The 26648-nt window shown below is 61.9% G+C and carries 25 protein-coding genes, 2 tRNA genes and 1 pseudogene; 14 read left to right on the top strand and 14 right to left on the bottom strand.

Features of this window, described 5'->3' with window-relative positions; genetic code table 11:
• Positions 1 to 21: 21 nt before the first annotated feature.
• Positions 22 to 717, bottom strand: a complete 696-nt coding sequence (gene mtgA / locus NQE15_RS05300; RefSeq protein ID WP_265947218.1) for a monofunctional biosynthetic peptidoglycan transglycosylase — start codon at positions 715 to 717, stop codon at positions 22 to 24.
• 51 nt (positions 718 to 768) lie between these two features.
• Positions 769 to 2223, bottom strand: a complete 1455-nt coding sequence (locus tag NQE15_RS05305; RefSeq protein ID WP_265947220.1) for an NAD-dependent succinate-semialdehyde dehydrogenase — start codon at positions 2221 to 2223, stop codon at positions 769 to 771.
• A 63-nt stretch (positions 2224 to 2286) separates the two neighbouring features.
• Here NQE15_RS05305 and NQE15_RS05310 point away from each other — a divergent pair, with 63 nt between their 5' ends.
• The 13 genes from NQE15_RS05310 (at position 2287) to NQE15_RS05370 (ending at position 12677) form a co-directional block, all read left to right on the top strand.
• A complete protein-coding gene (locus tag NQE15_RS05310) occupies positions 2287 to 2781 on the top strand; it encodes a C40 family peptidase (protein ID WP_265947222.1) in 495 nt (164 codons plus the stop codon).
• Positions 2782 to 2838: 57 nt separating this feature from the next.
• Positions 2839 to 2915 (top strand) — tRNA-Arg (locus NQE15_RS05315).
• 367 nt (positions 2916 to 3282) lie between these two features.
• Positions 3283 to 4065: a pyruvate formate-lyase-activating protein gene (gene pflA / locus NQE15_RS05320; protein ID WP_265947224.1), complete on the top strand. Its 783-nt coding sequence runs from the start codon at positions 3283 to 3285 to the stop codon at positions 4063 to 4065.
• A 255-nt stretch (positions 4066 to 4320) separates the two neighbouring features.
• Positions 4321 to 4611, top strand: a complete 291-nt coding sequence (locus NQE15_RS05325) for a co-chaperone GroES (RefSeq protein WP_168655118.1) — start codon at positions 4321 to 4323, stop codon at positions 4609 to 4611.
• 39 nt (positions 4612 to 4650) lie between these two features.
• Positions 4651 to 6303, top strand: a complete 1653-nt coding sequence (groL, locus tag NQE15_RS05330; protein WP_265947228.1) for a chaperonin GroEL — start codon at positions 4651 to 4653, stop codon at positions 6301 to 6303.
• Between the two features lie 236 nt (positions 6304 to 6539).
• Positions 6540 to 6791 carry a DUF485 domain-containing protein gene (locus NQE15_RS05335; RefSeq protein WP_416336501.1) on the top strand — a complete coding sequence of 84 codons (252 nt, stop codon included), beginning with the start codon at positions 6540 to 6542 and terminating at the stop codon, positions 6789 to 6791.
• Between the two features lies 1 nt (position 6792).
• Positions 6793 to 8472, top strand: a complete 1680-nt coding sequence (locus NQE15_RS05340) for a cation acetate symporter (protein ID WP_265947232.1) — start codon at positions 6793 to 6795, stop codon at positions 8470 to 8472.
• A 321-nt stretch (positions 8473 to 8793) separates the two neighbouring features.
• Positions 8794 to 9465 (top strand): response regulator transcription factor, encoded by a 672-nt coding sequence (locus tag NQE15_RS05345; protein ID WP_265947234.1) that lies wholly within the window; start codon positions 8794 to 8796, stop codon positions 9463 to 9465.
• Between the two features lie 54 nt (positions 9466 to 9519).
• Complete coding sequence (locus NQE15_RS05350) at positions 9520 to 10950, top strand: sensor histidine kinase N-terminal domain-containing protein (protein ID WP_265947236.1); 1431 nt, start codon at positions 9520 to 9522, stop codon at positions 10948 to 10950.
• Positions 10951 to 11032: 82 nt separating this feature from the next.
• Positions 11033 to 11108 (top strand) — tRNA-Phe (locus tag NQE15_RS05355).
• Positions 11076 to 11456 (top strand): hypothetical protein, encoded by a 381-nt coding sequence (locus NQE15_RS05360; RefSeq protein WP_265947238.1) that lies wholly within the window; start codon positions 11076 to 11078, stop codon positions 11454 to 11456. The genes NQE15_RS05355 and NQE15_RS05360 overlap by 33 nt, the downstream gene beginning before the upstream one ends.
• Before the next feature lie 143 nt (positions 11457 to 11599).
• Positions 11600 to 11788, top strand: a complete 189-nt coding sequence (locus tag NQE15_RS05365; protein WP_265947240.1) for a hypothetical protein — start codon at positions 11600 to 11602, stop codon at positions 11786 to 11788.
• A gap of 85 nt (positions 11789 to 11873) precedes the next feature.
• The gene (locus NQE15_RS05370; protein WP_265947242.1) at positions 11874 to 12677 is read left to right on the top strand and encodes a class I SAM-dependent methyltransferase; all 804 of its coding nucleotides are present in this window, start codon (positions 11874 to 11876) and stop codon (positions 12675 to 12677) included.
• A 13-nt stretch (positions 12678 to 12690) separates the two neighbouring features.
• On the opposite strand, the gene NQE15_RS05375 is transcribed toward NQE15_RS05370, so the two are convergent.
• The 11 genes and pseudogenes from NQE15_RS05375 to NQE15_RS05425 all read right to left on the bottom strand — a co-directional run bounded on the left by NQE15_RS05375 (position 12691) and on the right by NQE15_RS05425 (position 23229).
• Positions 12691 to 13812: a response regulator gene (locus NQE15_RS05375; RefSeq protein WP_265947244.1), complete on the bottom strand. Its 1122-nt coding sequence runs from the start codon at positions 13810 to 13812 to the stop codon at positions 12691 to 12693.
• Positions 13809 to 17192 (bottom strand): hybrid sensor histidine kinase/response regulator, encoded by a 3384-nt coding sequence (locus tag NQE15_RS05380; protein ID WP_265947246.1) that lies wholly within the window; start codon positions 17190 to 17192, stop codon positions 13809 to 13811. Before NQE15_RS05380 ends, NQE15_RS05375 begins: the two co-directional genes overlap by 4 nt.
• Positions 17193 to 17206: 14 nt before the next feature.
• On the bottom strand, positions 17207 to 18187 hold the full coding sequence (locus NQE15_RS05385; RefSeq protein WP_416336528.1) for an extracellular solute-binding protein: 981 nt from the start codon (positions 18185 to 18187) through the stop codon (positions 17207 to 17209).
• Positions 18112 to 18687: pseudogene (locus NQE15_RS05390) on the bottom strand (extracellular solute-binding protein); the annotation flags it as partial. The gene NQE15_RS05385 and the pseudogene NQE15_RS05390, both read right to left, overlap by 76 nt.
• A gap of 86 nt (positions 18688 to 18773) precedes the next feature.
• On the bottom strand, positions 18774 to 19052 hold the full coding sequence (locus tag NQE15_RS05395) for a type II toxin-antitoxin system HicA family toxin (RefSeq protein ID WP_265947248.1): 279 nt from the start codon (positions 19050 to 19052) through the stop codon (positions 18774 to 18776).
• A gap of 55 nt (positions 19053 to 19107) precedes the next feature.
• Positions 19108 to 19602, bottom strand: a complete 495-nt coding sequence (locus NQE15_RS05400) for a phosphatidylglycerophosphatase A (protein WP_265947250.1) — start codon at positions 19600 to 19602, stop codon at positions 19108 to 19110.
• Complete coding sequence (gene thiL, locus NQE15_RS05405; protein WP_265947252.1) at positions 19571 to 20554, bottom strand: thiamine-phosphate kinase; 984 nt, start codon at positions 20552 to 20554, stop codon at positions 19571 to 19573. Before thiL ends, NQE15_RS05400 begins: the two co-directional genes overlap by 32 nt.
• A gap of 4 nt (positions 20555 to 20558) precedes the next feature.
• Positions 20559 to 21047 (bottom strand): transcription antitermination factor NusB, encoded by a 489-nt coding sequence (nusB, locus tag NQE15_RS05410; protein WP_265947255.1) that lies wholly within the window; start codon positions 21045 to 21047, stop codon positions 20559 to 20561.
• Positions 21044 to 21517: a 6,7-dimethyl-8-ribityllumazine synthase gene (gene ribH, locus NQE15_RS05415; RefSeq protein WP_265947257.1), complete on the bottom strand. Its 474-nt coding sequence runs from the start codon at positions 21515 to 21517 to the stop codon at positions 21044 to 21046. The genes nusB and ribH overlap by 4 nt, the downstream gene beginning before the upstream one ends.
• Positions 21518 to 21520: 3 nt before the next feature.
• A complete protein-coding gene (gene ribBA, locus NQE15_RS05420; protein WP_265947259.1) occupies positions 21521 to 22642 on the bottom strand; it encodes a bifunctional 3,4-dihydroxy-2-butanone-4-phosphate synthase/GTP cyclohydrolase II in 1122 nt (373 codons plus the stop codon).
• Between the two features lie 83 nt (positions 22643 to 22725).
• Positions 22726 to 23229 (bottom strand): YceI family protein, encoded by a 504-nt coding sequence (locus NQE15_RS05425; protein WP_265947261.1) that lies wholly within the window; start codon positions 23227 to 23229, stop codon positions 22726 to 22728.
• 179 nt (positions 23230 to 23408) lie between these two features.
• On the opposite strand from NQE15_RS05425, the gene NQE15_RS05430 reads away from it, so the two are divergent.
• On the top strand, positions 23409 to 24908 hold the full coding sequence (locus tag NQE15_RS05430; RefSeq protein ID WP_416336502.1) for a polyamine aminopropyltransferase: 1500 nt from the start codon (positions 23409 to 23411) through the stop codon (positions 24906 to 24908).
• On the opposite strand, the gene NQE15_RS05435 is transcribed toward NQE15_RS05430, so the two are convergent.
• Positions 24898 to 26646: a putative bifunctional diguanylate cyclase/phosphodiesterase gene (locus NQE15_RS05435; protein ID WP_265947265.1), complete on the bottom strand. Its 1749-nt coding sequence runs from the start codon at positions 26644 to 26646 to the stop codon at positions 24898 to 24900. The two genes, NQE15_RS05430 and NQE15_RS05435, sit on opposite strands and share 11 nt — an antisense overlap.
• Positions 26647 to 26648: the final 2 nt, after the last annotated feature.

Below are 26648 nucleotides of genomic sequence, written 5' to 3' on the forward strand. Positions count from 1 at the left end.
TGAAGCAACCCGGAACGCGGTTTACGGAACCTCGGTCCCCGGCATGCGGCCGAGGATGATCGCCGTCTTGCGACCGAGGCCGGCGGCGCCGCGATTGCGGTCGTAGTAACGCGGGTTCGGCACCATCCCGGCCAGGCGCGCCGCCTGCTCGGGGCCGAGCTGGGCGGCGCCGATGTTGTAGTAATGGCGGGCGGCTGCCTCGGCGCCGAAAACGCCGTTACCCCACTCGATCACGTTCAGGTAGACCTCGAGAATCCGCCGTTTGCTCCACAGGTTTTCCAGCATCAGCGTGATGATCGCTTCCTCGGCCTTGCGCACATATGACTTGGTCGGCGTCAGGAAAAGGTTTTTCGCCAATTGCTGACTGATGGTCGAACCGCCGGCCGCGAAGCGTTTCCGTTTCTGGTTCTTTTCCATGGCTTTCTGCATGCCTTCCCAGTCGAAGCCTTCATGATCGACGAACTTGGCGTCTTCGGCCGCGACGATGGCGCGTTTCAGGTGGATGGAAATCCGCTCGTAGGGTACCCACTGTTTCTTCAACTGGGCATCCGGTTTCTTTTCTCGTAACTCGCCGAGGCGGATTTCCATGAAGCGCGTCGTGCCCGGGTTGCCCCAGCCCCAGAACAGCACCCAGCCGAGCAGCCAGAGCTGCCAGGCGAGAAAAAGCCCGAGCAGGCCGAGCAGGGCCCATTTGACGTAGTGGCCGACGATTCTCATCGGGACAACTGGGGCGCCGGCCGCCTAGTACCACAAGGACAAAGGCAGGCACTAGCCATTGATGTCGAAGCAGAGGTATTTGACTTCCAGGTATTCCTCAATGCCGTAGGCCGAACCTTCGCGCCCGATGCCGGACTGCTTGATGCCGCCGAAGGGGGCGACCTCGTTCGAAATCAGGCCGGTATTGATGCCGACCATGCCGTATTCCAGCGCCTCGCTGACTCGCCAGCAGCGGCCGATGTCGCGGCTGAAGAAATAGGCGGCCAAGCCGAATTCGGTATCGTTGGCCATCGCGATGGCCTGCTGCTCGGTGTCGAAGCGGAAGAGCGGGGCGACCGGACCGAAGGTTTCCTCGCGCGCCACCTTCATCTCGGTCGTGACATCGGCCAGCACGGTCGGCTGGTAGAAGTTGCCACCCAGGGCGTGGCGGGCGCCGCCGCTGAGCACGCGGGCGCCCTTGCTCAGTGCATCGGCGACATGGGCCTCGACCTTGGCCAGGCCGGCGGCGTTGATCAGCGGCCCCTGGGTGACACCGGCCTCGGTGCCGGGGCCGACCTTGAGGCTGCGGCTCTTTTCGGCCAGCTTGGCAGCGAATTCCTCGTAGATGCCCGACTGCACCAGGAAGCGGTTGGCGCAGACGCAGGTCTGGCCGGTGTTGCGGTACTTGGCGGTGATCGCGCCATCGACTGCGGCATCGACATCGGCGTCGTCGAAGACGATGAAGGGGGCGTTGCCGCCCAGTTCGAGTGACAGCTTTTTGACAGTCGGAGCGCTCTGCGCCATCAGCAGGCGGCCGACGGCGGTCGAACCGGTGAAGGAGAGCTTGCGGACGATCGGGCTGGCGGTCAGTTCGCCGCCGATGGCCTGCGGGTTGCCGGTCACGACGTTGAAGACGCCGGCCGGGAATCCTGCCTGTTCGGCCAGGGCGGCCAGGGCCAGCGCGGTTAATGGCGTCGCCTCGGCCGGCTTGACGACCACCGGGCAGCCGGCGGCGAGCGCCGGGGCCACCTTGCGGGTGATCATCGCGAGCGGGAAATTCCACGGCGTGATCGCGGCGCAGACGCCGATCGGCTGCTTGATGACCACCAGGCGCTTGTCGGCGGTCGGGCTGGGGATGCTTTCACCGTAAGTGCGCTTGCCTTCCTCGGCGAACCATTCGACGAAGGAGGCGCCGTAAATCACTTCGCCGCGAGCCTCGGCCAGCGGCTTGCCGCCTTCGGCGGTGATCAATTGGGCGAGATCGTCGGCGTTGTCGAGAATCAGCTTGAACCAGGTCAGCAGCAACTGGCCGCGCTGTTTGGCGGTCAGCGCCCGCCAGGCCGGCCAGGCCGCCTCGGCTGCCGCGATGGCGCGCCGGGTTTCGGCGGCGCCGCAGCGCGGGACTTCGGCCAGTAAATCGCCGGTGGCCGGGTCGAGTACCGCCAGTACGGCCTTGTCGTCGGCCGCGATCCATTGCCCGCCAATCAGGTTGGCGGTGCGCAGCAATTGCCTGTTCTGTAGATTCATGGTCTTGAAAAATCTCGAAAAAACGGTAAGTTGCGAATTGTTCGATGAAAACACTTTAACTAAATGCGACTTTCGGTTCTGATCCCCATTTCCTTCGCGGCCTTGTTGCTGGCGGCCTGTAGCGGCCCGGCAACCCGGCCGCCGGCGGAAACTATAGCGCATGCCCCGGCGACGGTCAGCGAGAAAGGCAACGAGGTGGCGCTCTACGCCCTGGGCCTGATCGATACCGACTACAAATTCGGTGGCAAGAACCCGGAAGCCGGTCTCGATTGCAGCGGCATGGTCAGCTATATCTATGGCAAGGTCGCCGGTCTGAAGGTGCAGGGCAGTGCCGCCGACATCGCGCGCAATGGCCGGCCGATCGGACGCGCCGCTTTGCGACCGGGCGATCTGGTATTTTTCAATACCCGCAACCGGGCCTACTCGCATGTCGGCATCTATCTCGGCGACGCCCGCTTTATCCACGCTCCGTCGACCAACGGCAAGGTGCGCATCGACCATTTGAACGACCGCTACTACGCGCAGCGTTTCGAGGCGGCCCGTACCTTCTTCGACTAAGCTTTCGGGATCGCCATGGACGCCAGTCCCGGCTGAGGGTAGAATGCGGCCTCCCAAGCGCCCGTAGCTCAGCTGGATAGAGTACTGCCCTCCGAAGGCAGGGGTCGGACGTTCGAATCGTCTCGGGCGCGCCAAACACAGATGAAGCTGGGCACTTTCGCCATGAAAGTGCCCATTTTTATTTCCGGATGTTATGTCCGGTGCGGTAGCCAACAGCATCGTTTCATGGCGGCTTTTGCCAGCCCGATTCCCGGGGGGCAATGGCCGCATGTACAGGCGGTTGCTAGTCTCAACGCGCTCGGAAGCTCTTTCTGGTTGTCGCGCTGAGCGTTTTGTCAGAAAAATGGTCTACCTCGGCGAGCGCTGCGCAAAGCATCTTGTAGTTGGCTATAACGAATTGGTATTTCGAGTCTGCGTATGTATTTCACCCCCTTAACCGATTGCTCCGAAAATCCCTGTCGGCCCGGCATCCGAGGGCTGGCGAGGACGAACGACTTTGCCATGCAGCTTGCTGATTCTCAACCCGTTGCCGTGCCTCCGTCGTGGGCAGAGTCCGGGGATCTCGAGGGCTGGGTGCACGCCACCGAAGCCTTCTGTGTTTCTCAGGGGCCGGGTATCCGCTACGTGCTGACCCTGTCCGGTTGCCCGCTCCGTTGTCAGTATTGCCATTCGCCGGACACCTGGTTCCGGCACGAAGGTGCCCCGGCGCTGGTGACCGATGTGCTGGCCGACATTGCGCGGCGCAAAGGGGTGTTGCGAGGGCGCGGGGGCGTTACCTTGAGCGGCGGCGAACCGTTGATGCAGGCCAAGTTCTGCAAAACCATCCTGCAAGGTTGCAAGGCGATGGGCTTGCACACCGCGCTGGATACCTCGGGTTACTTTGGTGACTTTGCCGACGACGAATTGCTGGCCGAAGTCGATCTTGTGCTGCTCGATATCAAAACGATTTCGGAGGAGCGCTATCGCGATCTGACAGGTGTCGAACTCGAACCAACGCTCCGCTTTGCCAACGTCCTGGCCGCCTTGAACAAGGCAGTATGGCTTAGGTTCGTGCTGGTTCCGGGGGTAACCGACGACCTTGAGGATGTCGGGCGCCTGGCCAAATTTGCGGCACAGTTGGGAAATATCGAACGCGTCGAAGTTTTGCCCTTTGGCAAGCAGGGCGAGCACAAGTGGCGCGATCGCGGCCTGGACTATCGGTTGGCAGGCATCAAGCCGCCAGCGGAGGAATTGCTCGAGCAGGTGCGCAATCTGTTTCGCGCCGAAGGCCTGGCGGTGGTTTGAGGCTCGGCAGCGCATGCTGCTTTCGGAGCTTGCAGGGTGGCCGTTAAAGGGCCTTGCCCGAGTTCGGTGGTGTGCGCCGAAATATATCGAACTGAAAATTTCATCGCTGAGACTTGAAATCGCCAAGTGCCGCCCCTATTATTAGCACTCAACGGAGACGAGTGCTAATTCGCCGCCCGCTCCGATCCCGGGAAGTGCAAAGCGCTAACCGGCCAATTTCCACCATGTTGAAACTCAATATCAGGAGTCAGCTCTATGAATATCCGTCCTTTGCACGACCGAGTGATCGTCAAGCGCGTTGAAGCCGAGCGTACCACCGCTTCCGGCATCGTCATCCCCGATTCCGCTGGCGAAAAGCCGGATCAGGGCGAAGTTCTGGCCGTCGGCCCGGGCAAGCGTGACGACAGCGGCAAGCTGAACGCGCCGGACGTCAAGGTTGGCGACCGTGTCCTGTTCGGCAAGTATGCCGGCCAGGCTGTCAAGGTCGATGGCCAGGAAGTCCTGGTCATGCGTGAAGAAGACATCATGGGCGTGCTGGTTGCTTAAGCGCCGCGTCTACTAACTTACAGAATTCAGGAGAAATAAATGGCAGCTAAAGAAGTCAAATTCGGTGATTCCGCCCGTGCACGCATGGTCGAAGGCATCAACATCCTGGCTGATGCGGTCAAGGTCACCCTCGGTCCCAAGGGCCGCAATGTCGTGCTCGAGCGCTCCTTCGGCGGCCCGACCGTCACCAAGGACGGCGTTTCCGTCGCCAAGGAAATCGAACTGAAGGACAAGTTCGCCAACATGGGCGCCCAGATGGTTAAGGAAGTCGCTTCCAAGACCTCCGACATCGCCGGTGACGGCACCACTACCGCCACCGTGCTGGCCCAGTCGATCGTCCGCGAAGGCATGAAGTTCGTTGCCGCCGGCATGAACCCGATGGACCTGAAGCGCGGCATCGACAAGGCAGTCGTCGCTACCATCGCCGAACTGCAGGCTTTCTCGAAGCCCTGTACGACCACCAAGGAAATCGCCCAGGTTGGTTCAATCTCCGCCAACTCCGATTCCGACATCGGCGAAATCATCGCTAATGCCATGGAAAAGGTCGGCAAAGAAGGCGTCATCACCGTTGAAGACGGCAAGTCCCTGGCCAACGAACTCGACGTCGTCGAAGGCATGCAGTTCGACCGCGGCTACCTGTCCCCGTACTTCATCAACAACGGCGACAAGCAGCAAGCCCTGCTCGAAAACCCGTTCGTCCTGCTCTTCGACAAGAAGATCTCCAACATCCGCGACCTGCTGCCGATTCTGGAACAAGTCGCCAAGGCCGGCCGTCCGCTGCTGATCATCGCTGAAGATGTCGATGGCGAAGCCCTGGCAACCCTGGTCGTGAACAACATCCGCGGCATCCTGAAGACCGTTGCCGTCAAGGCCCCGGGCTTCGGCGACCGTCGCAAGGCCATGTTGGAAGACATCGCCATCCTGACCGGCGGCACCGTGATTGCCGAGGAAACCGGCCTGACGCTGGAAAAGGCTGTCCTGAAGGATCTGGGCCAGGCCAAGCGTATCGAAGTCGCCAAGGAAAACACCACGATCATCGACGGCGCCGGCGAAGCTGCTGCCATCGAAGCCCGCGTCAAGCAGATCCGCGTCCAGATCGAGGAAGCGACCTCCGATTACGACAAGGAAAAGCTCCAGGAACGTGTGGCCAAGCTGGCTGGCGGCGTTGCCGTGATCAAGGTTGGTGCTGCCACCGAAGTCGAAATGAAGGAAAAGAAGGCCCGCGTTGAAGACGCCCTGCACGCTACCCGCGCTGCCGTGGAAGAAGGCATCGTCGCCGGCGGCGGCGTTGCCCTGATCCGCGCCCGTGCTGCCGTTGGCAAGCTCAAGGGTGACAACCACGACCAGGACGCCGGTATCAAGATCGTCCTGCGCGCCATGGAGCAGCCGCTCCGTGAAATCGTCGCCAATGCCGGTGACGAGCCGTCTGTCGTGGTCGACAAGGTCCAGCGTGGCAAGGGTAACTACGGTTACAACGCTTCCACCGGCGAGTACGGCGACATGGTCGAAATGGGCGTGCTGGATCCGACCAAGGTCACCCGCACCGCTCTGCAGAACGCCGCCTCCGTGGCCGGCCTGATGCTGACCACCGAGTGCATGGTTGCCGAACTGGCTGAAGACAAGCCGGCCGGCGGCATGCCCGACATGAGCGGCATGGGCGGTATGGGCGGCATGGGCGGCATGGGGATGTAATTCCCGCCTTCCAGCTGCACTGTCAGTAAAAAGCCCCGCCTCGTGCGGGGCTTTTTTATTGCAGATCAAGGAAATCATTAAACCTTTTGTAACGCTCTGTAAGTTGCTTGTAAGAACGCCTCTCTAAATTACGCTCCGCAGCAATGCCTCTATAAACACAAAGTCTGAGGAGCAAATCAATGCAAAACGTTTTGGATAGGGTTACAGCAAACCCGAAATTCCTGGAGTTTGTTGCCATGCGCAGCAAGTACTCCATCATCATGGCCATCGTCAGTGCCGCCGCTTACTACGGCTTTATCCTGCTGGTCGCTTTCGACAAGGAATTCCTGGCCAAGAAGATCGGCGAGGGTTACACGATGAGTGTCGGCGTGCCGATCGGCGTCGCGGTCATCGTCTTCACCATCCTGCTGACCTGGATCTACGTTCGTCGGGCCAACACCGAGTTCGATTCGATCAACGAAGCCCTGATCAAGGAGGCACAGAAGTAAGATGAATAAATTCACCAAAATCCTCGCCGGTCTCCTGGCGCTGGCCGTTGCCGGTGGCGCCATCGCCGCTGGTGCCGACCTTGGCAATACCCAAAAGCAGGCCACCAACTGGACGGCCATCGTCATGTTTGCCATCTTCGTCGGCGGAACGCTCTACATCACCAAGTGGGCTGCTTCCAAGACCAAGTCGGCTGCCGACTTCTACACCGGCGGCGGTGGTATCACCGGCTTCCAGAACGGCCTGGCAATTGCCGGCGACTACATGTCTGCCGCGTCCTTCCTGGGTATTTCCGGTCTCGTTTTCGCCAACGGCTTCGACGGCCTGATCTTCTCGATCGGCTGGCTGGTCGGCTGGCCGGTCATCACCTTCCTGATGGCCGAGCGTCTGCGCAACCTGGGCAAGTTCACGTTCGCTGACGTGGCTTCCTATCGTTTCGCCCAGACCCCGGTCCGCATCTTCGCGGCTTCCGCTTCTCTGGTCATCGTTGCCTTCTACATGATTGCGCAGATGGTCGGTGCCGGTCAGCTGATCAAGGTGCTTTTCGGCATGGAATACCTCTACGCCGAAATCCTGGTCGGTTCCGTGATGATGATGTACGTGCTGTTCGGCGGCATGACGGCAACCACCTGGGTGCAGATCATCAAGGCCTGCATGCTCCTCGGCGGTGCCACCTTCATGGCAGTCTCGGTTCTGCTGCAATTCGGCTTCTCGCCGGAAGCGCTGTTCACCAAGGCTGTTGAAGTGCACTCCAAGGGTGATGCTCTGATGTCGCCGGGCGCCCTGATCAAGGATCCGATCTCTGCTATCTCCGTCGGTATGGCCCTGATGTTCGGTACCGCTGGTCTGCCGCACATCCTGATGCGCTTCTTCACCGTGCCGAACGCCAAGGAAGCCCGCAAGTCGGTTGCCTGGGCGACCACCTGGATCGGTTACTTCTACATCCTGACCTTCATCATCGGTTTCGGCGCCATCACCAACCTGGTTCAGAATCCGGGCGACTTCTACGTCGGCGGCGAACTGGCCAAGGGTCTGAAGGGCGGCGGCAACATGGCTGCTGTGCATCTGGCCAAGGCTGTCGGTGGTGACTTGTTCCTCGGCTTCATCTCGGCCGTGGCTTTCGCAACGATTCTGGCTGTGGTTGCTGGTCTGACTCTGTCCGGCGCTTCTGCCGTGTCCCATGACCTGTACGCTTCCGTGTTCAACAAAGGCTGCTCTTCCGAACAGGAATTGCGCGTCTCCAAGATCACGACCGTCTGTCTGGGTGTCCTGGCTGTGGTTCTCGGTATCGCCTTCGAGAAGGAAAACGTCGCCTACATGGTGATGCTGGCCTTCGTTATCGCCTGCTCCTCCAACTTCCCGGTGCTCTTCATGTCCGTGCTGTGGAAGAACTGCACGACCAAGGGCGCTGTCGTCGGCGGCTTCGTCGGTCTGGCTTCTGCCGTGATCCTGACGATTGGTTCTGCCAGCGTCTGGGAAGCAGTTATCGGCAACCCGAAGGGCTCCGCCTGGTTCCCGTACAACTCGGCTGCCATCTTCTCGATGACCGCTGCCTTCGTGACCATCTGGCTGGTGTCCATCCTGGACAACTCCGAACAGGCCAAGAAGGAACGTGCTCTGTACCCGTCGCAGCAACTGCGCTCGGAAACCGGTCTGGGTGCCTCCGGCGCCTCTGGCCACTAATCGACAAAACACCGTCGCAAAAAAGCCCGGGTTTCGACCTGGGCTTTTTTTCGTCTACGTGTTTGGTGATTTGATTCCCTGAGCATCAGCCTTCCGGAATCGTGGACGTGCTGGTGCACTGCGGAAATTGCAGTGGGTTTTATTTGTTAGACTAGCGGACTTGAGGGGAAAAAACGGTAGGGGGTTGCCCAGTGCAGGATCGGGCGACCCCCTGAGTCCCGGCTGACGCCATGGACTCCAAAGACCATAAAAGGAGAACAGCCCGCGCAGGATATTGCAGCAGGCTTACAAAAATCTTACGTCGCTTGGATAATCCGATAAATGCGCATTCTCATCGCTGAAGACGACGCCATCATTGCTGATGGACTGGCCCGTTCACTGCGTCAGGCAGGATATGCCGTCGACTGGGCACCGAACGGCCTGGAGGCCGACACTGCCCTGATGACGGTTTCTTACGACTTGCTGATCCTCGATCTCGGCCTGCCGAAATTGCCTGGGCTCGAGGTCCTCAAGCGCCTGCGTTCCCGCAGTTCGCAAACCCCGGTGCTGATCCTGACCGCGCTCGATGGCACCGGCGACCGCGTCAAAGGGCTGGATCTCGGGGCCGACGACTACATGGTCAAGCCCTTCGAGCTGGCCGAACTGGAAGCACGGGTTCGCGCCCTGACCCGGCGCTCGGCCGGAACTACGCCAACCATTCTGTGCGGCTTGCTGACCTATGATCAGGTCGGTCGGGTGGCGCAGATCCAGGGGCAGCCCCTCGATCTTTCGGCACGTGAGATCGGGCTGCTCGAAATCCTGCTTGCCCGCATGGGGCGTCTGGTCAGCAAGGATCAACTGGTCGACCATTTGTGTGGCTGGGGTGAAGAGGTTAGTCACAATGCCATCGAAGTCTATGTGCACCGTCTGCGCAAGAAGCTGGAGCCGGGGGGCGTGAAGATTGCCACCGTGCGCGGCCTGGGTTATTGCCTTGAACGACCGCAAGGCGAGTAGTCTGTCCTCACCTTCTTCCGAAACCGAGCGTTCGCTATTTGGCGAAATTCTCGATTGGATGCTGGCCCCCTGCTTTTTGTCTGGCCGCTGAGCATTGCTTTTACCCACTATTTCGCCAACAACGTAGCGAACTTTCCCTACGACCAAGCCCTGCGCGAGCATGTCGCGGCGATCGCCCGCCAGGTCAAGCTGGTCAATGGCAAACCGCTGCTCACCCTTCCGGCATCGGCCCGGGCGCTGCTCCGCGCCGATGAAACCGATAGCGTCTATTTCCATGTCGTGACCCGCGACGGCAAGTTCCTCGCCGGCGACCGCGATCTCCCGATTCCGGAACAATTTGTGGAAAAGGAAGTCATTCCTGGCGAAATCTATCTGCGTGACGCCGAGTTCAATGGTCAGGACCTGCGTTTCGCTTACACCTATCTTGCGGAGCCACAGTTGCCGAAAGCGGCCTGGGTCGTCGTCGAGGTCGCCGAGACCACCGAGAAACGCAACCAGCTGGCCAACAAGATCGTCGCCAGTGTCATCCTGCCGCAGTTCATCATCATTCCGCTCGCCGTCATGCTCGTCTGGTTCGGCCTCTCGCGTGGTTTGCGGCCGCTGACCCGTCTGCGCAAGACCATCGAGACGCGTGATCCCGGCGATCTCTCGCCAATTGCCACGCGCCGCGTACCGGAGGAGTTGGAGCCGCTGGTCGAGGCCTTCAACGAAATGCTCGAGCGGATGAAGAAGAACGTCGAAGCGCAGCAGCGTTTCGTCGCCGATGCCGCGCACCAGATGCGGACGCCGCTGACCGGCCTGAAAACCCAGGCCCAGTTCGCCATTCGCGAGCGCGACCCGGAAGCCTTGCGCCATGCCCTGCGCCAGATCGCCACCGGCGTCGATCGCGCCGGCCGCCTGGTCAACCAGTTGCTGACTTTGGCCCGCACCGAAGGCGGTAGCGAACCGGCGCAACAGAAACACGAACCGCTCGATCTCGCGCTGTTGATCCGCGAAGTGATCGAGGGGTGGGTGATGGTCGCGATCGAAAAAGGCATCGACCTTGGCTACGAATCGGAGGGGCCGGCGATGATCACCGGTAATGCCTTCCTGCTCCGCGAGCTGGCCAAGAACCTGATCGACAACGGGCTGCGCTATACCCCGCCGGGGGGGCACGTGACCTGCCGGATACTGGCCAATGCGGCGACCGTCGTCTTCGAGGTCGAGGATGACGGGGTCGGGATTACCGAAGAGCAGTCCGAACTGGTCTTCGAGCGTTTCTATCGCGTCGATGATGCGACCACCGAGGGCAGCGGTCTCGGTCTCGCCATCGTTCAGGAAATTGCCATGCAGCACGACTCGAAGGCCAGTCTGCACCCCAATCCGCGCGGCCAGGGGGCGGTGGCGCGGGTCGTTTTCGCCGCCTGGCGGCCACCGCCGCCGCCACCGCCGCCGCCGGACGACTATTCCGAGCTCTATCGGCAGTCGCCGCCGATCGGTCCATGAGTGACTTTCCGCCGGAATGCCTCTTTATGTCTCAATCCTGTTGCGGAGTGGTGTCGACATCGCTATAATGCGCCCTCCTTTTGGCCAATTAGCTCAGTTGGTAGAGCAGCGGATTGAAAATCCGCGTGTCCGTGGTTCGATTCCGCGATTGGCCACCAGAATATATCCTTGAATTTCAAGGAAAAACGCCAACCACCCGTGGTTGGCGTTTTGCATTGCGGAATCTGATCGCGTTCCGTTATTATCCTGCTGTACGTGCAACGTCCAGTACCACCGTTCCCGCAGTTTCATCCGCCGATATGGCGACTAGAGGAGGCCTCTTGGCCAAACCAAACTACCAGTTCGAAAAGCGCCAGAGAGATCTCGCCAAGAAAAACAAACAGGAAGAAAAACGTCGCCAGAAGTTGGCTGGGAAGCCTGGCGATAATAGCGAGTCGGCGGACGCCGCGGCGGAATCCGAGGCTGTCATGCCGGCGGCAGGTACTACTGGCGTTGGGACTCCCTGACGCGGCAATGCCATTTCTACTGACCTCCGCTTGCCTCGGACGTCAGGCGGACGGTTTGGTCTGAGGAGAGGCATATCCGTTCCACTCGCGCAACTGCCGCAGTAGCCCGCCTCAACCGGCGGGCCGAAGGGCATCGCTATTTGATGGTAATCACCAGTTCAGGCCTGTTCACCTTGCGCGAGCAACTTGAATCCGGGCTCCAGGAACTGACTGCGCCCCTGGATCTGGATGCCTTCGTGCGCTTCGTTGATGCGCAGGGGCCGCAAGAGGTCAAGCGAATTTCAAAGTACGATGCGGCTTTTGCCAAGCAGCTAGTCAAAAAAACATCATGACACTCCGGCATTGGTGGCTCTTTCAGCCATCAATGCGGCGGCCACCGGTACATCCGGTCCGGCCAGAATCAAACAGGTAGAACCCGTGGCCGACCAGACCAAGGCAATCATCCGCATCGAAGCGTTGGCGCCGGAGTTTTCCGACGCGGCATGCGCGTTGGCGGACGAACTTCATCTGCCGCTAGCCGGCGAATCCGAATTTGTTCTACAACTGGGTGCCGATGGCCTGCAACTGCAGGAACTCGGGGTCGGAGCGGCCGGGCCGGTGCGGGTCGATTTTGTCGACGGGGCCTTGGCTCACCGCCGTCAGCAAGGGGGCGGCAATGGCCAGATGATTGCCAAGGCGGTCGGCATCCAGCCGGGTATCCGGCCGCTGATTCTCGATGCAACAGCCGGTTTGGGGCGCGATGCCTTCGTGCTGGCGCAACTGGGCTGCGCGGTCACGCTGATAGAACGTCAGCCCTTGATTGGCGCCTTGCTGGCGGATGGCCTGCGGCGCGCCCGGCTCGATGCGGAGGTCGGGCCGATCATGGCGCGCATGCAGTTGCTGTCCGGCGACGCCATTGAACTGATGACGGCCTGGTCGGGCGATCCGCCGCAGGTCATCTATCTGGACCCGATGTTCCCCCACCGCGACAAGAGTTCGCTGGTCAAGAAGGAGATGCGACTATTTCGCCCCTTGGTCGGTGACGACGACGACGCCCCCGAACTCCTGAAGGCGGCGCTGGCGCTGGCCAGCCACCGGGTCGTCGTCAAGCGGCCGCGCAAGGCCCCGGCCATCGCCGGTCAGGCGCCGGGGTATGTACTGGAGGGGAAATCCAGCCGCTTCGACATTTATCCGAAAAAGGCACTGAAGCCCAAGCCGGGCCCGCTCGCGACGATTGAGTGAAGCTGGACCCGGCTCAATGGGGGTCGGCGAAGCGATGGGCGATATCGGCGAATTCGCTGTGCAGGCCGAGAAACACCTCGACCAGGGAAGGATCGAAGTGCTGCCCCTGTTCGGAAGAGATAATCTCCATCGCCTCATCGACGGCCAGCGATTCCTTGTACACGCGTTTGCTGGTCAGCGCATCGAAGACGTCGGCCAGGGCCATGATGCGGGCGGCCAGCGGAATGGCTTCGCCTTGCAGTCGATCCGGATAGCCGTTGCCATCCCAGCGTTCGTGATGGGAGCGGGCAATCTGCCGGGCGACATCTAGGAATGCCAGCGGCGTGCCATCGTTGGGGTAGATCGAATGATCGGCATCCCTGACCCGTTGCATGGCAGCCGCGATCGAGTCGGCGCCGATCCGGCTGTGGGTCTTCATGATCTCGAATTCTTCAGGAGTGAAACGCCCGGGCTTGAGCAGAATGTGATCGGGGATGCCGACTTTTCCGATGTCATGCAGGGGGGCGGCGCGGACGATCAGCTTGAGCTGATCGTCGGGCAGGATGGCTTGATAGCGGGGATGGTCGCGCAAGGCATCGGCCAGGATCTGGACGTAAGCCTGGGTGCGATAGAGATGGTTCCCCGTATCGGAATCACGCGTCTCGGCAAGGATGGCAAGGGCGTGCAGGCTGGCGTTCTGGGTCAGTTCGTTGTCATGCATGCGGTGGGCAACTTCGGATTCGAGGAAGGCGTTTTGGTCCTTCAGCCAATCCTTGGCACGCTTGTTTTCGAGCTGGGTCCGGACACGTGCCAGAACGACCAGCGGCTTGATTGGTTTGGTGATGTAATCCGCAGCGCCCAGTTCCAGGCCCATCTCTTCGTCGGTCGCGCCATCCTTTGCGGTGACGAAGATGATTGGTATTTCCCGGGTCAGCGGGTTTTCCTTGAGGCGGGCGAGAACCTGGTAGCCGTCCATCTCGGGCATCATCACATCGAGCAGTATCAGGTCGGGACGGGGGGCGGAGAGTGCCGCCCGCAGGGCTTTTTCACCGGAGTTGGCGACTTTGACCCGGTAGTGGTTCTCGAGAAGTTCGCCGAGAATCGCCAGATTTTCGGCCTGGTCATCGACGACGAGCACGGTATGGGCGACCGTCATTTTTCCTGCCTCAAGCGGGCCAGCGCTTCGTCGTAGCGAAACTGGTTGATTTCCAGACCCACTGCATCAGCCATGGGCTGTCCCAGGGCTCCGGAGAGGGCCTGATGGTGCTGTTCAAAGTAGCGGCGTGCTGCCATGTCTGCCGTTTCGAGAAGAAATTGAAGCCGTTGGACGATCTGCTGCGGCGCGGGCTGCTCGGACTGAAGCGACCCCGTCAGTCCGCTCGCGGGGGCTGCCGGTTTGATTGCCCGAATCGCCTCGATCAGGCGGGGCAGTTCGTCCGACAGGCGGATCAGGAGATCGTCGCTGGCTTGGCCGGCCCTCTGCTTGATCGCCAGCTCGAGGTCGGCAGCCAGTTGGCGAATTTCCATGGCTCCTATGTTACTCGCGCTACCTTTGAGCGTGTGAGCGATTCGTTCCGCTTCGGGGTAGTGCTGTTGGGCCAGGTGGCTGCGCAACTGCTCCACCGTCTCGGCCTGACTTTCGGCGAACAGGCGGAGGACGCGCTGGTAGGAGGCCGCTTTGCCAGAGACGATCTTCAAGCCGGCGGCAGCGTCGAGCCCCTTGATTGCGATCGGTTCGGCGACTGGTGAAGAGGTTATTTCCTGGGCCGCGCTCGGGGCGCTGGCAAGCATGCGCTCGTCTGTGACACAGGCGTTGGCCGGCAACCACTTGAGCAGCGCATCGATCAAGGTTTTGGGATCGACCGGCTTGGCCACATGGTCGTTCATGCCGGCGGCCAGGCAAGCCTGGCGATCCTCGGCAAAGGCATTGGCAGTCATCGCCAGAATCGGCACCTGCCCGCCGTTCGGCAGGCGGCGGATTTCCCGGCTGGCGGTCAGGCCGTCCATGCGCGGCATCTGGATATCCATCAGGATCAGGTCATAGCTGGTCGAACGGGCCATGTCCAGGGCCATCTGGCCATCCTCGGCGAGATCGACGACGAGGCCGGCATCGTGCAGCAATTCCAGAGCGACCTCCTGATTGACTACATTGTCTTCGACCAGCAGGATGTGCCGTCCCTTGATCCGGCTGGGGTCGGGCAATTCGGTGGCCGCCGGGTGGGGGGCGGGAACGTGTGTGCCGGTGATGATCTCGGCAACGGTGTCGTACAAACTGGACGGCGTGATCGGTTTGGCCAGCACGCCGTCGATGCTCCCGCGCTGCAAGAGGTCCGGCGCGACCTCAAAGCCGGGGGCGGTGGTCAGAATGATTTTCGGGGGCGGGGGGGCGACCGACTGACGAATGCGATCGGCGGTATGCATACATTCGAGGCCGGGCATCCGGGCGTCGACCAGTATCAGGTTGAACGGGGCATTGGCGGTCCCGGCCGCGGCGATCGTCGTCAGGGCCGTCTCGGCGTCGGCGGCGGTTGCCGCCTGCATGCCGAAGCTTTGCAGAACCCGGCAGGTGGCGTCGCGGGCAGCCGCCAGGTCGTCGATCACCAGCGCCCGCAGATTGGCGGTCGGCAGTCGAGCTGGCGGCGTCTCATCCACGGCCCGCTGTAGCGGAACGTTCAGCCAGAAGGTGCTGCCCTGGCCGAGCTGGCTGTCGACACCAACCGTGCCGCCGAGCAAGCTGCCGAGGCGCTTGCAGATGGCCAGGCCGAGCCCGGTGCCGCCGAACTTGCGGGTGGTCGAGGTATCGGCCTGTTCGAAAGCCTGGAACAGTCGGGCCTGCTGTTCATCACTGAGTCCAATCCCGGTATCGGCGATTTCAAAGCGGACCGCCAAGCGATCACCATCCTGGGCGAGCAGTCTGGCCCGACAGACGATATTGCCGCGTTCGGTAAATTTGACCGCATTACTGGCGAAATTGACCAGAACCTGGCCCAGCCGGACTGGATCACCGCGCAGTAACGGTGGCAGCTTGGGGTCGATATCGATGACGATTTCGAGCCCTTTTTCAGCCGCCTTGCCGCCCACCAAATCGTGCAGGTTGGTGAATACCTGCTCCAGTGCGAAATCGGAGGATTCGATAGTCAGTTTTCCGGCTTCGATCTTCGAAAAGTCGAGCACGTCGTTGATGATACTCAACAGGTGCTGTGCCGACTGGGTGACCTTGTCGAGCTGGCTGATCTGGCGCTGCACGACGGCATCGCGGCGGATCAGATAGGTCAGGCCGACGATGGCATTCAACGGGGTTCGAATCTCATGGCTCATGTTCGCCAGGAAGGCGCTCTTCGCCTGGTTGGCCTCTTCGGCGGCGGCCTTGGCCTCGGCGAGTTCGGTGGTGCGGGCCGAGACCAGCTCTTCGAGATGGTTGCGGTGGCGGATTAGTTCGGTCTGAACCTTGCGATGTTCGGTAATGTCGTGGGCCAGACCGAGGACGCCGATCAGCCGGCCGTCGCTGGCGCGCATCGGGGTCTTGGTCGTTTCGAACAGCCCCCGGTAGCCGTCGGCCTTGAAGGTCAGCCATTCCTCGTTGACCGAGGATTGATTGGCTTCGGCCGCCTGGCGATCATGGCGGCGGAAGAAGTCGGCGGTCTCCCGATCGACGAAATCGTAATCGGTCTTGCCGACGATGGCACTTTCGGGGGCTCCGTACAGCCGCTCGAACTGGGGATTGCAGGTCAGATAGACGCCCTCCGGATCCTTCAGCCAGATTAGTGACGGAATGGTCGACACCAGGGTTCGCAGTTGGGTGCGTTCAAACTCCAGTTCGCCCAGCGTATTTTTCAGATTGTCCTGAATGCCGAGCAATTGCTGTTCGGTACGCCGGATCAGGTAGAACATCGCGGCCGCGAAGAGGGTCAGGGCCAGGAAGCTGAGCAGCGGCACCGAGATCAGCAAGTTCTTGGTGCGCTGCAACTGGCCTTCGCTTTCCTGGCGAATCCGGGCATCCAGGGCGTAGAGATCGTCGAGCAGGAAATCCTGGCGTTGCTGCAGGAAGTCGATCGCATTCACCAGCGTGCGCACCGCGACGTAGTATTCACCGCTTTCGTTGGCATTCAAGCCCTCGCCGAAACGGCGCAGCAAGGACTTCTCCATCAGGTTGCCTTCGCTGAACAGCGAATTGTCGAGCTGGCGCTCGATGTCGTCGATTTCGCCGCGGATCAAATGCCAGTCTGAGGGCAGGGCTTCGACTTCGACCGGTACCGCCTGGGTCAGATCACCCAGCCGTCGTTCGAAATCGCTGACTGACTTTTCCCAGCGTCCGCGCTGCTTGATCAACTCCGGCGTCGAGAGCAGGCGTTCGGTGTGGTATTTCAGAGCCAGCACCGATTTGTAGGCATCGTCCACCGTGCGTTGGCGGGCGACGACGGCGCTGTAGTCGAAGACCAGGTAGGCAACGGTGGCGCCGCTGATCAGGGCGCCGAGGATGAGCAAGCCGAAGCCATACAGCGAGAGGGTCCGGATGCTGAGTTGGCTGAAGCGCACGGCGGGCTGGTGTCTTAATGGCCGAGGTTGAGGGAGGCCTTGTAGTAGGAGATCTGCTTTTCCCGACCCAGCCGGTCCGTGATCTTTTCCCACTCCGCAGCGGCCTGGTCGAGCGCCTTCTGGGGCTTCAATTCCCCGCTGACCGCCTTGTGGACATAATCGTCGAATACCTTGTAGTACTCGCCGGCGCCGGGAATCGTGATGTCGTAGACGACGTTGGGATTGGATAGCGAGGTGGTGATTTCATCGAGATAGGCCTTGGCCGAATCGGTCGAGAAGCCCGACTGGTTCCACGAGGCCGGGTCGGCAAAGTGCGAGCGCCGGGACGGGTTGACGGCCGTGCCGCTGAGCGCGGTGAATTTCTTGGTCAGCTCTTTCGCGGTCATGTGCGAAGCGAACTCGAAGGCCAGTGCCTTGTGCTTCGAGGCCTTGCTGACAAAGAAGGTCCAGTTGCCGCTGATCGAGGAGACCTGGTTCGGTTGCTTGTCCCAGTGGCCGGTCGTCGCGTTGAATACTTCGCGGCTGCCCGGGATCTGGCTGTAGCCGATCTTGTCCTTGATCACTGAAGCCGGCGAATTGACGGCATGCACCCCCATGTCGGCCCAGTCGATGGCCATCGCGGTCTGTCCTGAAACAAAGCTGTTGCGCACGTCGTGGCCGGCGAAATTGGCCATGCCGGGTGGGCCAAACTTCATGGTGTCGATCCAGATCGCCAGCGCACGAGCGAAGCCCGGATTGTTGATGCGCGGCTTGAGTGTCTCAGGATCGAAGTAGTAGGCCGGATCGTCGGGGTGTTTGGCGTGGGCGGCGGCCTGGGCGAAAAACTGCAGCATCGAGATATCGCCGACGACGCGGTTGCCGGCGATTCCGTAGTCGGCCTTGCCGTCCCCGCTCCAGTCCCAGCCGGTGAAGAACTCGGCGATGTCGCGATATTCCTGCCAGGTGGCGGGGGGGCCAAGTCGTATTTGTATTTCTTCTTGAAGCGCGCCTGATATTCCGGGTTGGCGAACAGGTCCTTGCGGTAGTAAAGATTGATGCAGTCGCCGTCATACGGCATGCCGTAGGCCACCTTGTTCCAGGAGAGCACGGTGTTACGGTAGATCGGCAGGACATCGTCCCAGTCCAGTTTGGTCTTGATCGCCTCGGGGACCGGTTCGATATGGTTGCCGCCGAGCAGGGTACCGCTCCACATCGAAATGGCGACATAAATATCGAAATTGGCCTCGGGCGACTTCAGCGATTGATCGATCTTCTCGATGGTTTCGTTCCAGCCCGGTGTCAGGACACGGACCTTGGCGCCGGTGCGCGCCTCGAAACTCTCCACTTCGTCGAGGATAGGCCCGCGAATCAGCCGGGCGTCGAGCTTGGGGACAATGACCGAGATCGACTGACCTTCGAAGGGGCGGCTGATCGGTCTGGACGGGGCCTCGACGGGTTTTTCTCCGCAAGCCGCGAGCAATGCCAGGGTAATGACAGCCAGGCCAAAGCGTTTCATGATCGCTCCCTATTTGATGCCCGTTATTTTTTTGAAGTTATAGGGGCATTATAGGCTGCAGTAGGTCTTGCGGGAGATGACCTGGCTCAGCTGTCGCCAGCCTCGTAGGTCGATAGCGTCACCCCGGCATGAGCGAGAACGTCGCGTATCGCCTTGATGTCGTTCTTGCTGCAGGTACTGCTGTTGTGGGGATGGTGCAGAAAGGCCTCGACCTTGTTCAGCGTGATCTTGAAGCGGGCGCCGTGCGACGGTTCGATTTCGGCGCCGAGGTGGTTGAGTAGCGATTCGACTTCGCGCCAGTGGATATTGGCCGACGGGGGATCCTGGAAGATGCTGCGCATCAGGTGGGCGTGCTTGTGGCTCATGGTGAAGCTCCCGGCAGGTTAGGCCCGTATATTTTATGCCTGTGGCGCAGCGCCGTCAGGCTAAAACGAACTTCAACAGGGCCAGGGCGAGCAGGGTATAGCCGGCCGCCACCAGGTCGTCGGCCATCACGCCGAAGCCGTTCTTGACGTGTTGATCGAAATAGCGGGCCGGTTGCGGCTTGGTGATGTCGAAGTAACGGAACAGCGCGAAGGCGCTGAGCTGCCAGTAGAAGGCGTCGGGGGTGAGCAGCAGGACCAGCCAGAACGGCACGATCTCGTCCCAGACGATGCTGCCGTGGTCGGGATCACCGATGGCCCGGCCGGTGACGTCGATGACCCAGATGCCGAGCAGGTAGGCGCCGCCCAGAAAGGCGAGCAGGCCGAAATCCGAGAACCAGGGGCGGAAGTAGTAGAAGGTGACCCACGCGAACAGCGTGCCGACCGTGCCCGGAGCCCATTGCGACAGGCCGCTGCCGCATCCCAGGGCGAGGAAGTGCGCCGGGTGGGCGAAGAGGAATTTAAGGCTGGGCGGCTTGCTCAAAGTGGTCATAACCGTGGTGCGCGAATTCGACCGGCTTGTCGTCCGGGTCGAGGACGGTGACCTGGCTGGCCGGGCCGGCGACGATGTCGCCGATGCACCACAGCGGCAGTTCGAGTCGGGCGGCAATCTGGCCGATGGCGAGATGTTGGGCGAATGGTGCCGTGAAGCAGAGCTCGTAGTCGTCGCCGCCGGCCAGCTGGCATTCCAGCGCCAGGCGGCGGAGGTCGGCGTCGTAGCTCGGGCCTTTGGGCAGGTGCGGCAACTGGACCAGTTTGACGGCAGCGGCGCATCCGGAACGTTCGGCGATATGGCCGAGGTCGGCCAGCAGGCCGTCGGAAACGTCGATCGCCGCTGTGGCGACACCGAGCAGGGCCTGGCCGAGGGCGACCCGCGGCCGCGGCTTTTCGAGGGCGCCGATGCACAGGCGCGGCCACGGTTCGGGCAGTTGGATCTTGCCCTGCAGCTGGGCGAGGCCGAGGCTGGCCAGGCCGGGGCGGCCGGAGACCCAGATCTGGTCGCCGACTTTGGCGCCGTCGCGGCGTAGCGCCTGGCCGGGCTGCACTTCGCCCATGGCGGTGATGCACAGGTTGAGCGGCCCCTTGGTGGTGTCGCCACCGACCACGTCGACGCCGTATTCGTTGGCGCAGGCGAAGAAACCGTCGGCGAAGCGGGCGATCCAGGCTTCGTCGGCCGCCGGCATGGCGCCGGCCAGGGTCACCCAGCGCGGCGTGGCGCCCATTGCGGCGAGGTCGGAAAGATTGACGGCGAGCGCCTTCCAGCCCAGATTCTTGGGATCGGTGTCGGGCAGGAAGTGGGTGCCGGCGACCAGCATGTCGGTGGTCACGGCGAGTTGCATGCCCGGTGTCGGCTGGAGCAGGGCGCAATCGTCGCCGGGGCCGAGCACGGCCGAGGGGGTCGGCCGGGTGAAATACTTGTCGATCAGCGCAAACTCACCGGCCATCGGCTCAGCGGGCCTTCTTCTTGGCGGCGACCTCGTCGGCGCGGGTGACGGCAGCAATCTTGTCGAGCACGCCATTGACGTACTTGTGGCCATCGGTACCGCCGAAGGACTTGGCCAGTTCGATGGCTTCGTTGATGATCACGCGGTAGGGGGTTTCCGGATGATTGTTCATCTCGAAGGCGCCCATCAGCAGCACGCAGGCTTCGATCGGCGACAGTTCGCTGAACGGGCGGTCGAGATGGGCCGTCACTTGCGAAACCAGCGGCTCGCGCTGGCCGATGACGCCGCGCAGCGTGCCGACGAAGAACTCGCGGTCGGCCTTGGCGAAGCCTTCCATTTCCGGGGCGTAGGCTTCGATGGCGGCCTCGTCGGCACCGCCGACGCGCCACTGGTAGAGGCCTTGCAGCACGAATTCGCGAGCCCGGCGGCGGGCCGATTTGGGCGGTGCCTTAGGCTCTTCGGGGTGCTCGGTGTCGCTGAGGAACGTGGTCATTGGTTGAGTGCTTTCTGGAGATTGGCCATCTCGACGGCAGCCTGGGCGCAGTCGGCGCCCTTCGGTTGCATGCGGACTTCGGCCTGTTCGTCGGTTTCGCAGGTCAGGATACCGTTGGCGATCGGGACGCCGGTATCGAGCTGGACTTCCATGATGGCGCGGCAGGAATCGTTGGAGACGACTTCGAAATGATAGGTCTCGCCGCGGATCACCGCACCGAGCGCGACCAGCGCGTCGAAGCTGCCGCTCTGCGCCATGGTCTGCAGGACGAGCGGAATTTCCAGGGCGCCGGGAACATTGGCGATGGTCATGTCGGCATCGGCGACGCCCAGGCGCTTGAGTTCATCGACGCAGGCCGAGAGCAGCCCTTCGCAGATCGGCAGGTTGAAGCGGCTCATCACGATGCCGACTTTGAGACCGGCGCCGTTGAGGTTGTTGTCGAATTCGAAAATATTGTCGAAGCGGGACATGGCTTAGAGCTCCGCAGGAGAGGTGACGAAACCGGTGACTTCGAGGTCGAAGCCGGTCATGGAGGGCATCTTGCGCGGGCTGGAGAGCAGGCGCATCTTGGAGACACCGAGGTCGCGCAGGATCTGGGCGCCGATGCCGTAGGTGCGCGGGTCCCACTTCTGCTGAACGCGCGGTGAGTTTGCGTTAACCTCGCCGGTCAGGCGGGTGAGCAGGGCTTCGCCGTCTTCCGGGCGGTGCATGAGGACGATCACGCCGTGGCCGTTCTTGGCCAGCGCCGCCTGCGCCTCGTCGATCGAGAAGGATTGCTGCTTGCTGCCCGGGTCGAGGAAGTCGAGTACCGACAGCGGCTCATGGACGCGGACCAGGGTTTCGCCACCGGCCGGGATCGTGCCCTTGACCAGGGCCAGGTGGGTGGCGCCGCCGGAACGGTCGACATAGGCGTGCAGTGCAAATTCGCCGTGGGCGGTACTGATCGTCTTGGTGGTGACGCGCTCGACCAGGGTTTCCGAGGCGGCACGGTAGTGGATCAGGTCGGCAATGGTGCCGATCTTCAGCGCGTGTTCCTTGGCGAAGTCGAGCAGTTCGGGCAGGCGGGCCATCGTGCCGTCGTCGTTCATGATTTCGCAGATCACCGAGGACGGCTCGAGGCCGGCCATGCCGGCCAGGTCACAGCCGGCTTCGGTATGCCCGGCGCGAACCAGGACGCCGCCTTCGCGGGCGGTGATCGGGAAGACGTGGCCGGGCTGCACGATATCGTCGGCGGTCGACGCCTTGTTCACAGCAACCTGAATGGTACGGGCGCGGTCGGCGGCGGAAATGCCGGTGGTGACGCCCTCGGCGGCCTCGATCGAGACCGTAAAGGCGGTGCCGTATTGGGTCTTGTTGTTGCGTGCCATCTGGACCAGGCCGAGCTTCTTGCAGCGGGCCTCGGTCAGCGTCAGGCAGACCAGACCACGGCCGAACTTGGCCATGAAATTGATCGCTTCCGGCGTGATGTGTTCGGCGGCCATGACGAGGTCGCCCTCGTTCTCACGGTCTTCTTCATCGACCAGGATGACCATGCGGCCAGCCTTCAGCTCGGCGACAATTTCAGCGGTGGTGGCAATGGCGGGATGGGGGGGCATGGGGTTCCGAAAACGGCAAAAATGAGGGGTGCTATTTTCGCAGAAACAGGCGATTAGCGGGCGGCTTTAGTGCGCGGGCGCGCTCAGGGTAAGTAGGCTTCGACCTGGATGCGCAGGCGGACTTCGTCGCCGACGAAAGGCAGGCCGTTGCTTAGTCCGAAGTCCGAGCGGCGCAGGCTGCCCTGGGCATCGGCGCCGCAAACCCGCTTGCGGCTGGCCAGGTTGAGGCCGCACTTGAAGCGGCTGATTTCCAGGCGCAAGGGCTTGAGGACGCCGAGCATGACCAGCGTTCCTTCGACGGCGACCAGCTTGTCCTGTTCGAAGACGAAGCGCTGGCTGCGGAACAGCAGGTCGGGGAAGTCGCCGGCATTGAACCAGTCGGCGCCGCGCAACACTTCGTCGCGCGCGGCAAGGCCGGTATCGAGCGAGGCGACATCGATCCGGATGTCGACCTTGCCGCTGCGTGCTTCCGGATCGAATTCGAGGCTGCCCGAACTGCGGTTGAACTGGCCGCGCTGGGTCGAGAAGCCGAGATGGTCGATCTCGAAGCTGGCGTAGGTGTGCTCGGGATCGATTGCATATTCCAAGGCCGCCACCGGAAGGGCAAGGCTGGCAAAACAGGCGATGAGAAAGGCTTTGAATGGCACGGTCGGTGCTCGGCAGGGCGAAAGATGCTGACGGGAAGTCCAATTATGACCGCGTCAGGCATCGGCCGTTCCCGAATGCAGGCAAAATGTCGGGCAGTCCGCTTACAGCTGCCACCGCCATGCGCCACGCCCTCCTCTTCTCAGTCTTCGTCATTGCCTCCTGCGGCCTGGCCTATGAGCTGATTGCCGGTGCCCTGTCGTCCTACCTGCTCGGCGACTCGGTGACGCAGTTCTCGACGGTGATCGGCACCTATCTGTTCGCGATGGGCGCCGGATCATGGCTGTCGAAATACATCACGCGCGACCTGATCGGCCGCTTCATCCAGATCGAACTGATGGTCGGCCTGCTCGGCGGCTTTTCGGCGATCGGCCTGTTCCTGGTCTTTACCTGGCTGGCTGGGCCGTTCAAGCTGGTGCTCTATCTGGCGGTATTCGCGGTCGGGGTACTGGTCGGCCTGGAAATCCCGCTGGTCATGCGCATCCTGAAGCGCGAACTGGCCTTCAAGGACCTGGTGTCGCAGGTGCTGACTTTCGATTACCTTGGGGCCCTGGCGGTTTCCATCCTCTTTCCGCTGGTCCTCGCGCCGCAGATCGGCATGGTCCGCACTGGCCTGCTCTTCGGTGTCCTCAATGTCGCCGTGGCGCTGTGGGCGCTGCACCTGTTCCGCGACCAGTTGCCAGGCCGGCGCTGGCTGGCCGTCCAGTCATGGACGGTGTTCGGCTTGCTGACGGCGGGCTTTGCCGGTGCCGGACAGCTGATGACGCTGGCCGAAGCCCATCTCTACGCTGACGAGATCGTCTATGCCGAGACCACTCCCTATCAGCGTATCGTCGTCACGCGCTGGCGCGACGATCTGCGGCTCTTCCTGAACAACAACCTGCAGTTTTCGTCACACGACGAATACCGTTACCACGAAGCCCTGGTCCATCCCGGGCTGGCCAGCCTGCCCGGTGCCAAGCGGGTGCTGGTGCTGGGCGGCGGCGACGGTCTGGCGGTGCGCGAAATTCTTAAATATCCGAATGTCGAGGCGGTGACCCTGGTCGACCTCGATCCGGCGATGACCGGACTGTTCGCGAGCGCGCCGCAACTGGTCGCCCTGAATGACGGGGCGCTCAAATCGGAACGGGTTCGCGTCGTCAATGCCGACGCGCTGCAATGGCTCGAGGACAGCCGTGAATTCTTCGACTTCATCGTCATCGACTTTCCCGATCCGGCCAATTTCGCGCTCGGCAAGCTCTATACCTCGGCCTTCTACCGCCTGCTCGAAAAGCGGCTGTCGGCACGCGGCTTGATCGTCGTCCAGTCGACTTCGCCGCTCTATGCCCGGCAGTCCTTCTGGTGCGTGGTGACGACCCTGGAAGACGTCGGCTTCAAGACAGCGCCCTATCATGCGCTGGTGCCGTCGTTCGGCGAATGGGGCTTCATCATTGCCGGTCGCCAGGTGTTTGTGCCGGCAGCGCCGGCCATGCCGCCGACCCGCTTCCTGACTCCGGAGACGCTGCCCGGACTGTTCAGTTTCCCGGCCGATATGGCGCGCCTGCCGGTCGAGGTCAACCGGCTGAACAACCAGGTTCTGGTGCGCTACTTCGAGGCCGAGTGGCGCAAGGTCATTCGCTGAGCGGCGGCTGCGCCCGCAGGTAGGCGATCAGGGCGTCGAAGGGCAGCGGCTTGCTGTAGAGGTAGCCCTGTAGGTAGTCGCAGCCGAGCCGTGACAGGAACTCGCTCTGCATCTGGGTTTCGACGCCTTCGGCGACCAGTTCCAGCCCGAGGTTGTGGCCCAGGGCAATGATGGCGGCGCAGATCGAGGCGTCGTTGGCATCGGTTTCGATGTCGCTGACGAAGGAGCGGTCGAGTTTCAGGCGCTTGATCGGCAGGTGTTTCAGGTAGGCCAATGAGGAGTGGCCGGTGCCGAAATCGTCGATCGCCAGCTTGATGCCCATGCCGGCCAGTTGATCGAGAATGTTCAGCGTGACGTCCGGATTTTGCATCGCCGTGCTCTCGGTGATTTCCAGTTCGATGGCGTCAGGTTCCAGTTCGTAGCAGGCGAGGGCGCCGCGGACGAGGAGCAGCAGGTTTTCATGGCGCAACTGCTGGGCCGAGATGTTGATCGCGACGCGAATGCCATGGATGTCGAGCAGTCGCATTTCGTGGATCAGGCGGCAGCATTCCCAGACGACCCAGTCGCCCAGTGGCTGGATGAGGCCGGTTTCCTCGGCGATCGGGATGAAGCGCAGTGGCGAGATGGCGCCCAGAATGGGCGATTTCCAGCGCAGCAGCGCCTCGAGTCCGACGACACGGCCGGTTTTGGCCGCGATCTGGGGTTGCAGGTGCAGCGAGAACTGGCAGGTTTCGGGCAGTCCGATCGAAGCCATTGCCTGGCGCAGCGCGTTTTCCATCTGCAGCCGTTCGCCGGCCGCTTCGTTCATCCGGCTGGCGTAGAACTGGTAGTTGTTGCGCCCGGCATTCTTGGCGTGATACATCGCCGAATCGGCATTGCGCAGCAAGATGCCGGGATCCCCGCCATCGCTCGGAAAGACGCTGATGCCGATGCTCGGTGTCGTGTACAGCTGGTGCTCGTTGACCCGGTAGTTCTCGGCCAGGGCAACCTGAATCTTGTCGGCGACGCGGGCGGCGGTCAGCGGCCCTTCGATTTCCGGCAGGACGACGACGAACTCGTCACCCCCCAGACGGGCAACCAGGTCGCTGGTGCGGACCGATTCGCGCAGGCGTACAGCAACCTGCTGCAGCAGCGAGTCGCCGACATGGTGGCCGAGGGTGTCGTTGATGTTCTTGAAATTGTCGAGGTCGATCAGCATCAGCGCCAACTTGCGCTTGTCCCGGGTACAGATGCGCAGCGCGTGTGCCAGTTGGGCCTCGAAGGCCAGCCGGTTGGGCAGGTGGGTCAGGGCGTCGTGATAGGCGAGCTGGGCGAGACGGTCGGCCGCCTGCTTGCTGGCGCTGATGTCGGTGAAGTTGGCGACGTAGTTCCGGACCTGGCCGTTGGCGTCGCGCAGTACGGAAATGCACAGCCACTTCGGATAGAGGCTGCCATCCTTGCGCTTGTCCCAGATTTCACCTTCCCAGAAGTCGTATTGGGAGATGCCTTCCCACATCGCGGCATAGAATTCCGGCCCGGCATTGCCCGAGGCCAGGATGCTCGGGTTCTGGCCGAGGGCTTCGCTGGCCGAGTAGCCGGTCAGCCGGGTGAAGGCGGCATTGACCGCGATGATCTGGTTTTTCCCATCGGAAACCAGCACGGCCTCGTGACTCTGTTCGTAGGCGCGCCACAACACCTCCAGCGACAGTTTTGGGCTGTCGTCGGCAACGTCTGCCGGGCCGGAGGTGTCGGACGTCATGC

This window comes from Dechloromonas sp. A34 (assembly GCF_026261605.1).
Classification (GTDB): Bacteria; Pseudomonadota; Gammaproteobacteria; order Burkholderiales; family Rhodocyclaceae; genus Azonexus.

Coding starts and splice junctions, on each gene's coding strand:
- NQE15_RS05365 (WP_265947240.1), top strand. CDS start 11,600: ATGGTAATCACCAGTTCAGGCCTGTTCACCTTGCGCGAGCAACTTGAA.
- NQE15_RS05325 (WP_168655118.1), top strand. CDS start 4,321: ATGAATATCCGTCCTTTGCACGACCGAGTGATCGTCAAGCGCGTTGAA.
- NQE15_RS05335 (WP_416336501.1), top strand. CDS start 6,540: ATGCGCAGCAAGTACTCCATCATCATGGCCATCGTCAGTGCCGCCGCT.
- NQE15_RS05430 (WP_416336502.1), top strand. CDS start 23,409: ATGCGCCACGCCCTCCTCTTCTCAGTCTTCGTCATTGCCTCCTGCGGC.
- NQE15_RS05395 (WP_265947248.1), bottom strand. CDS start 19,052: ATGAGCCACAAGCACGCCCACCTGATGCGCAGCATCTTCCAGGATCCC.
- NQE15_RS05435 (WP_265947265.1), bottom strand. CDS start 26,646: ATGACGTCCGACACCTCCGGCCCGGCAGACGTTGCCGACGACAGCCCA.
- NQE15_RS05340 (WP_265947232.1), top strand. CDS start 6,793: ATGAATAAATTCACCAAAATCCTCGCCGGTCTCCTGGCGCTGGCCGTT.
- thiL (WP_265947252.1), bottom strand. CDS start 20,554: ATGGCCGGTGAGTTTGCGCTGATCGACAAGTATTTCACCCGGCCGACC.
- pflA (WP_265947224.1), top strand. CDS start 3,283: ATGCAGCTTGCTGATTCTCAACCCGTTGCCGTGCCTCCGTCGTGGGCA.
- NQE15_RS05305 (WP_265947220.1), bottom strand. CDS start 2,223: ATGAATCTACAGAACAGGCAATTGCTGCGCACCGCCAACCTGATTGGC.
- NQE15_RS05345 (WP_265947234.1), top strand. CDS start 8,794: ATGCGCATTCTCATCGCTGAAGACGACGCCATCATTGCTGATGGACTG.
- NQE15_RS05400 (WP_265947250.1), bottom strand. CDS start 19,602: ATGACCACTTTGAGCAAGCCGCCCAGCCTTAAATTCCTCTTCGCCCAC.
- NQE15_RS05375 (WP_265947244.1), bottom strand. CDS start 13,812: ATGACGGTCGCCCATACCGTGCTCGTCGTCGATGACCAGGCCGAAAAT.
- nusB (WP_265947255.1), bottom strand. CDS start 21,047: ATGACCACGTTCCTCAGCGACACCGAGCACCCCGAAGAGCCTAAGGCA.
- ribBA (WP_265947259.1), bottom strand. CDS start 22,642: ATGCCCCCCCATCCCGCCATTGCCACCACCGCTGAAATTGTCGCCGAG.
- groL (WP_265947228.1), top strand. CDS start 4,651: ATGGCAGCTAAAGAAGTCAAATTCGGTGATTCCGCCCGTGCACGCATG.
- NQE15_RS05310 (WP_265947222.1), top strand. CDS start 2,287: ATGCGACTTTCGGTTCTGATCCCCATTTCCTTCGCGGCCTTGTTGCTG.
- mtgA (WP_265947218.1), bottom strand. CDS start 717: ATGAGAATCGTCGGCCACTACGTCAAATGGGCCCTGCTCGGCCTGCTC.
- ribH (WP_265947257.1), bottom strand. CDS start 21,517: ATGTCCCGCTTCGACAATATTTTCGAATTCGACAACAACCTCAACGGC.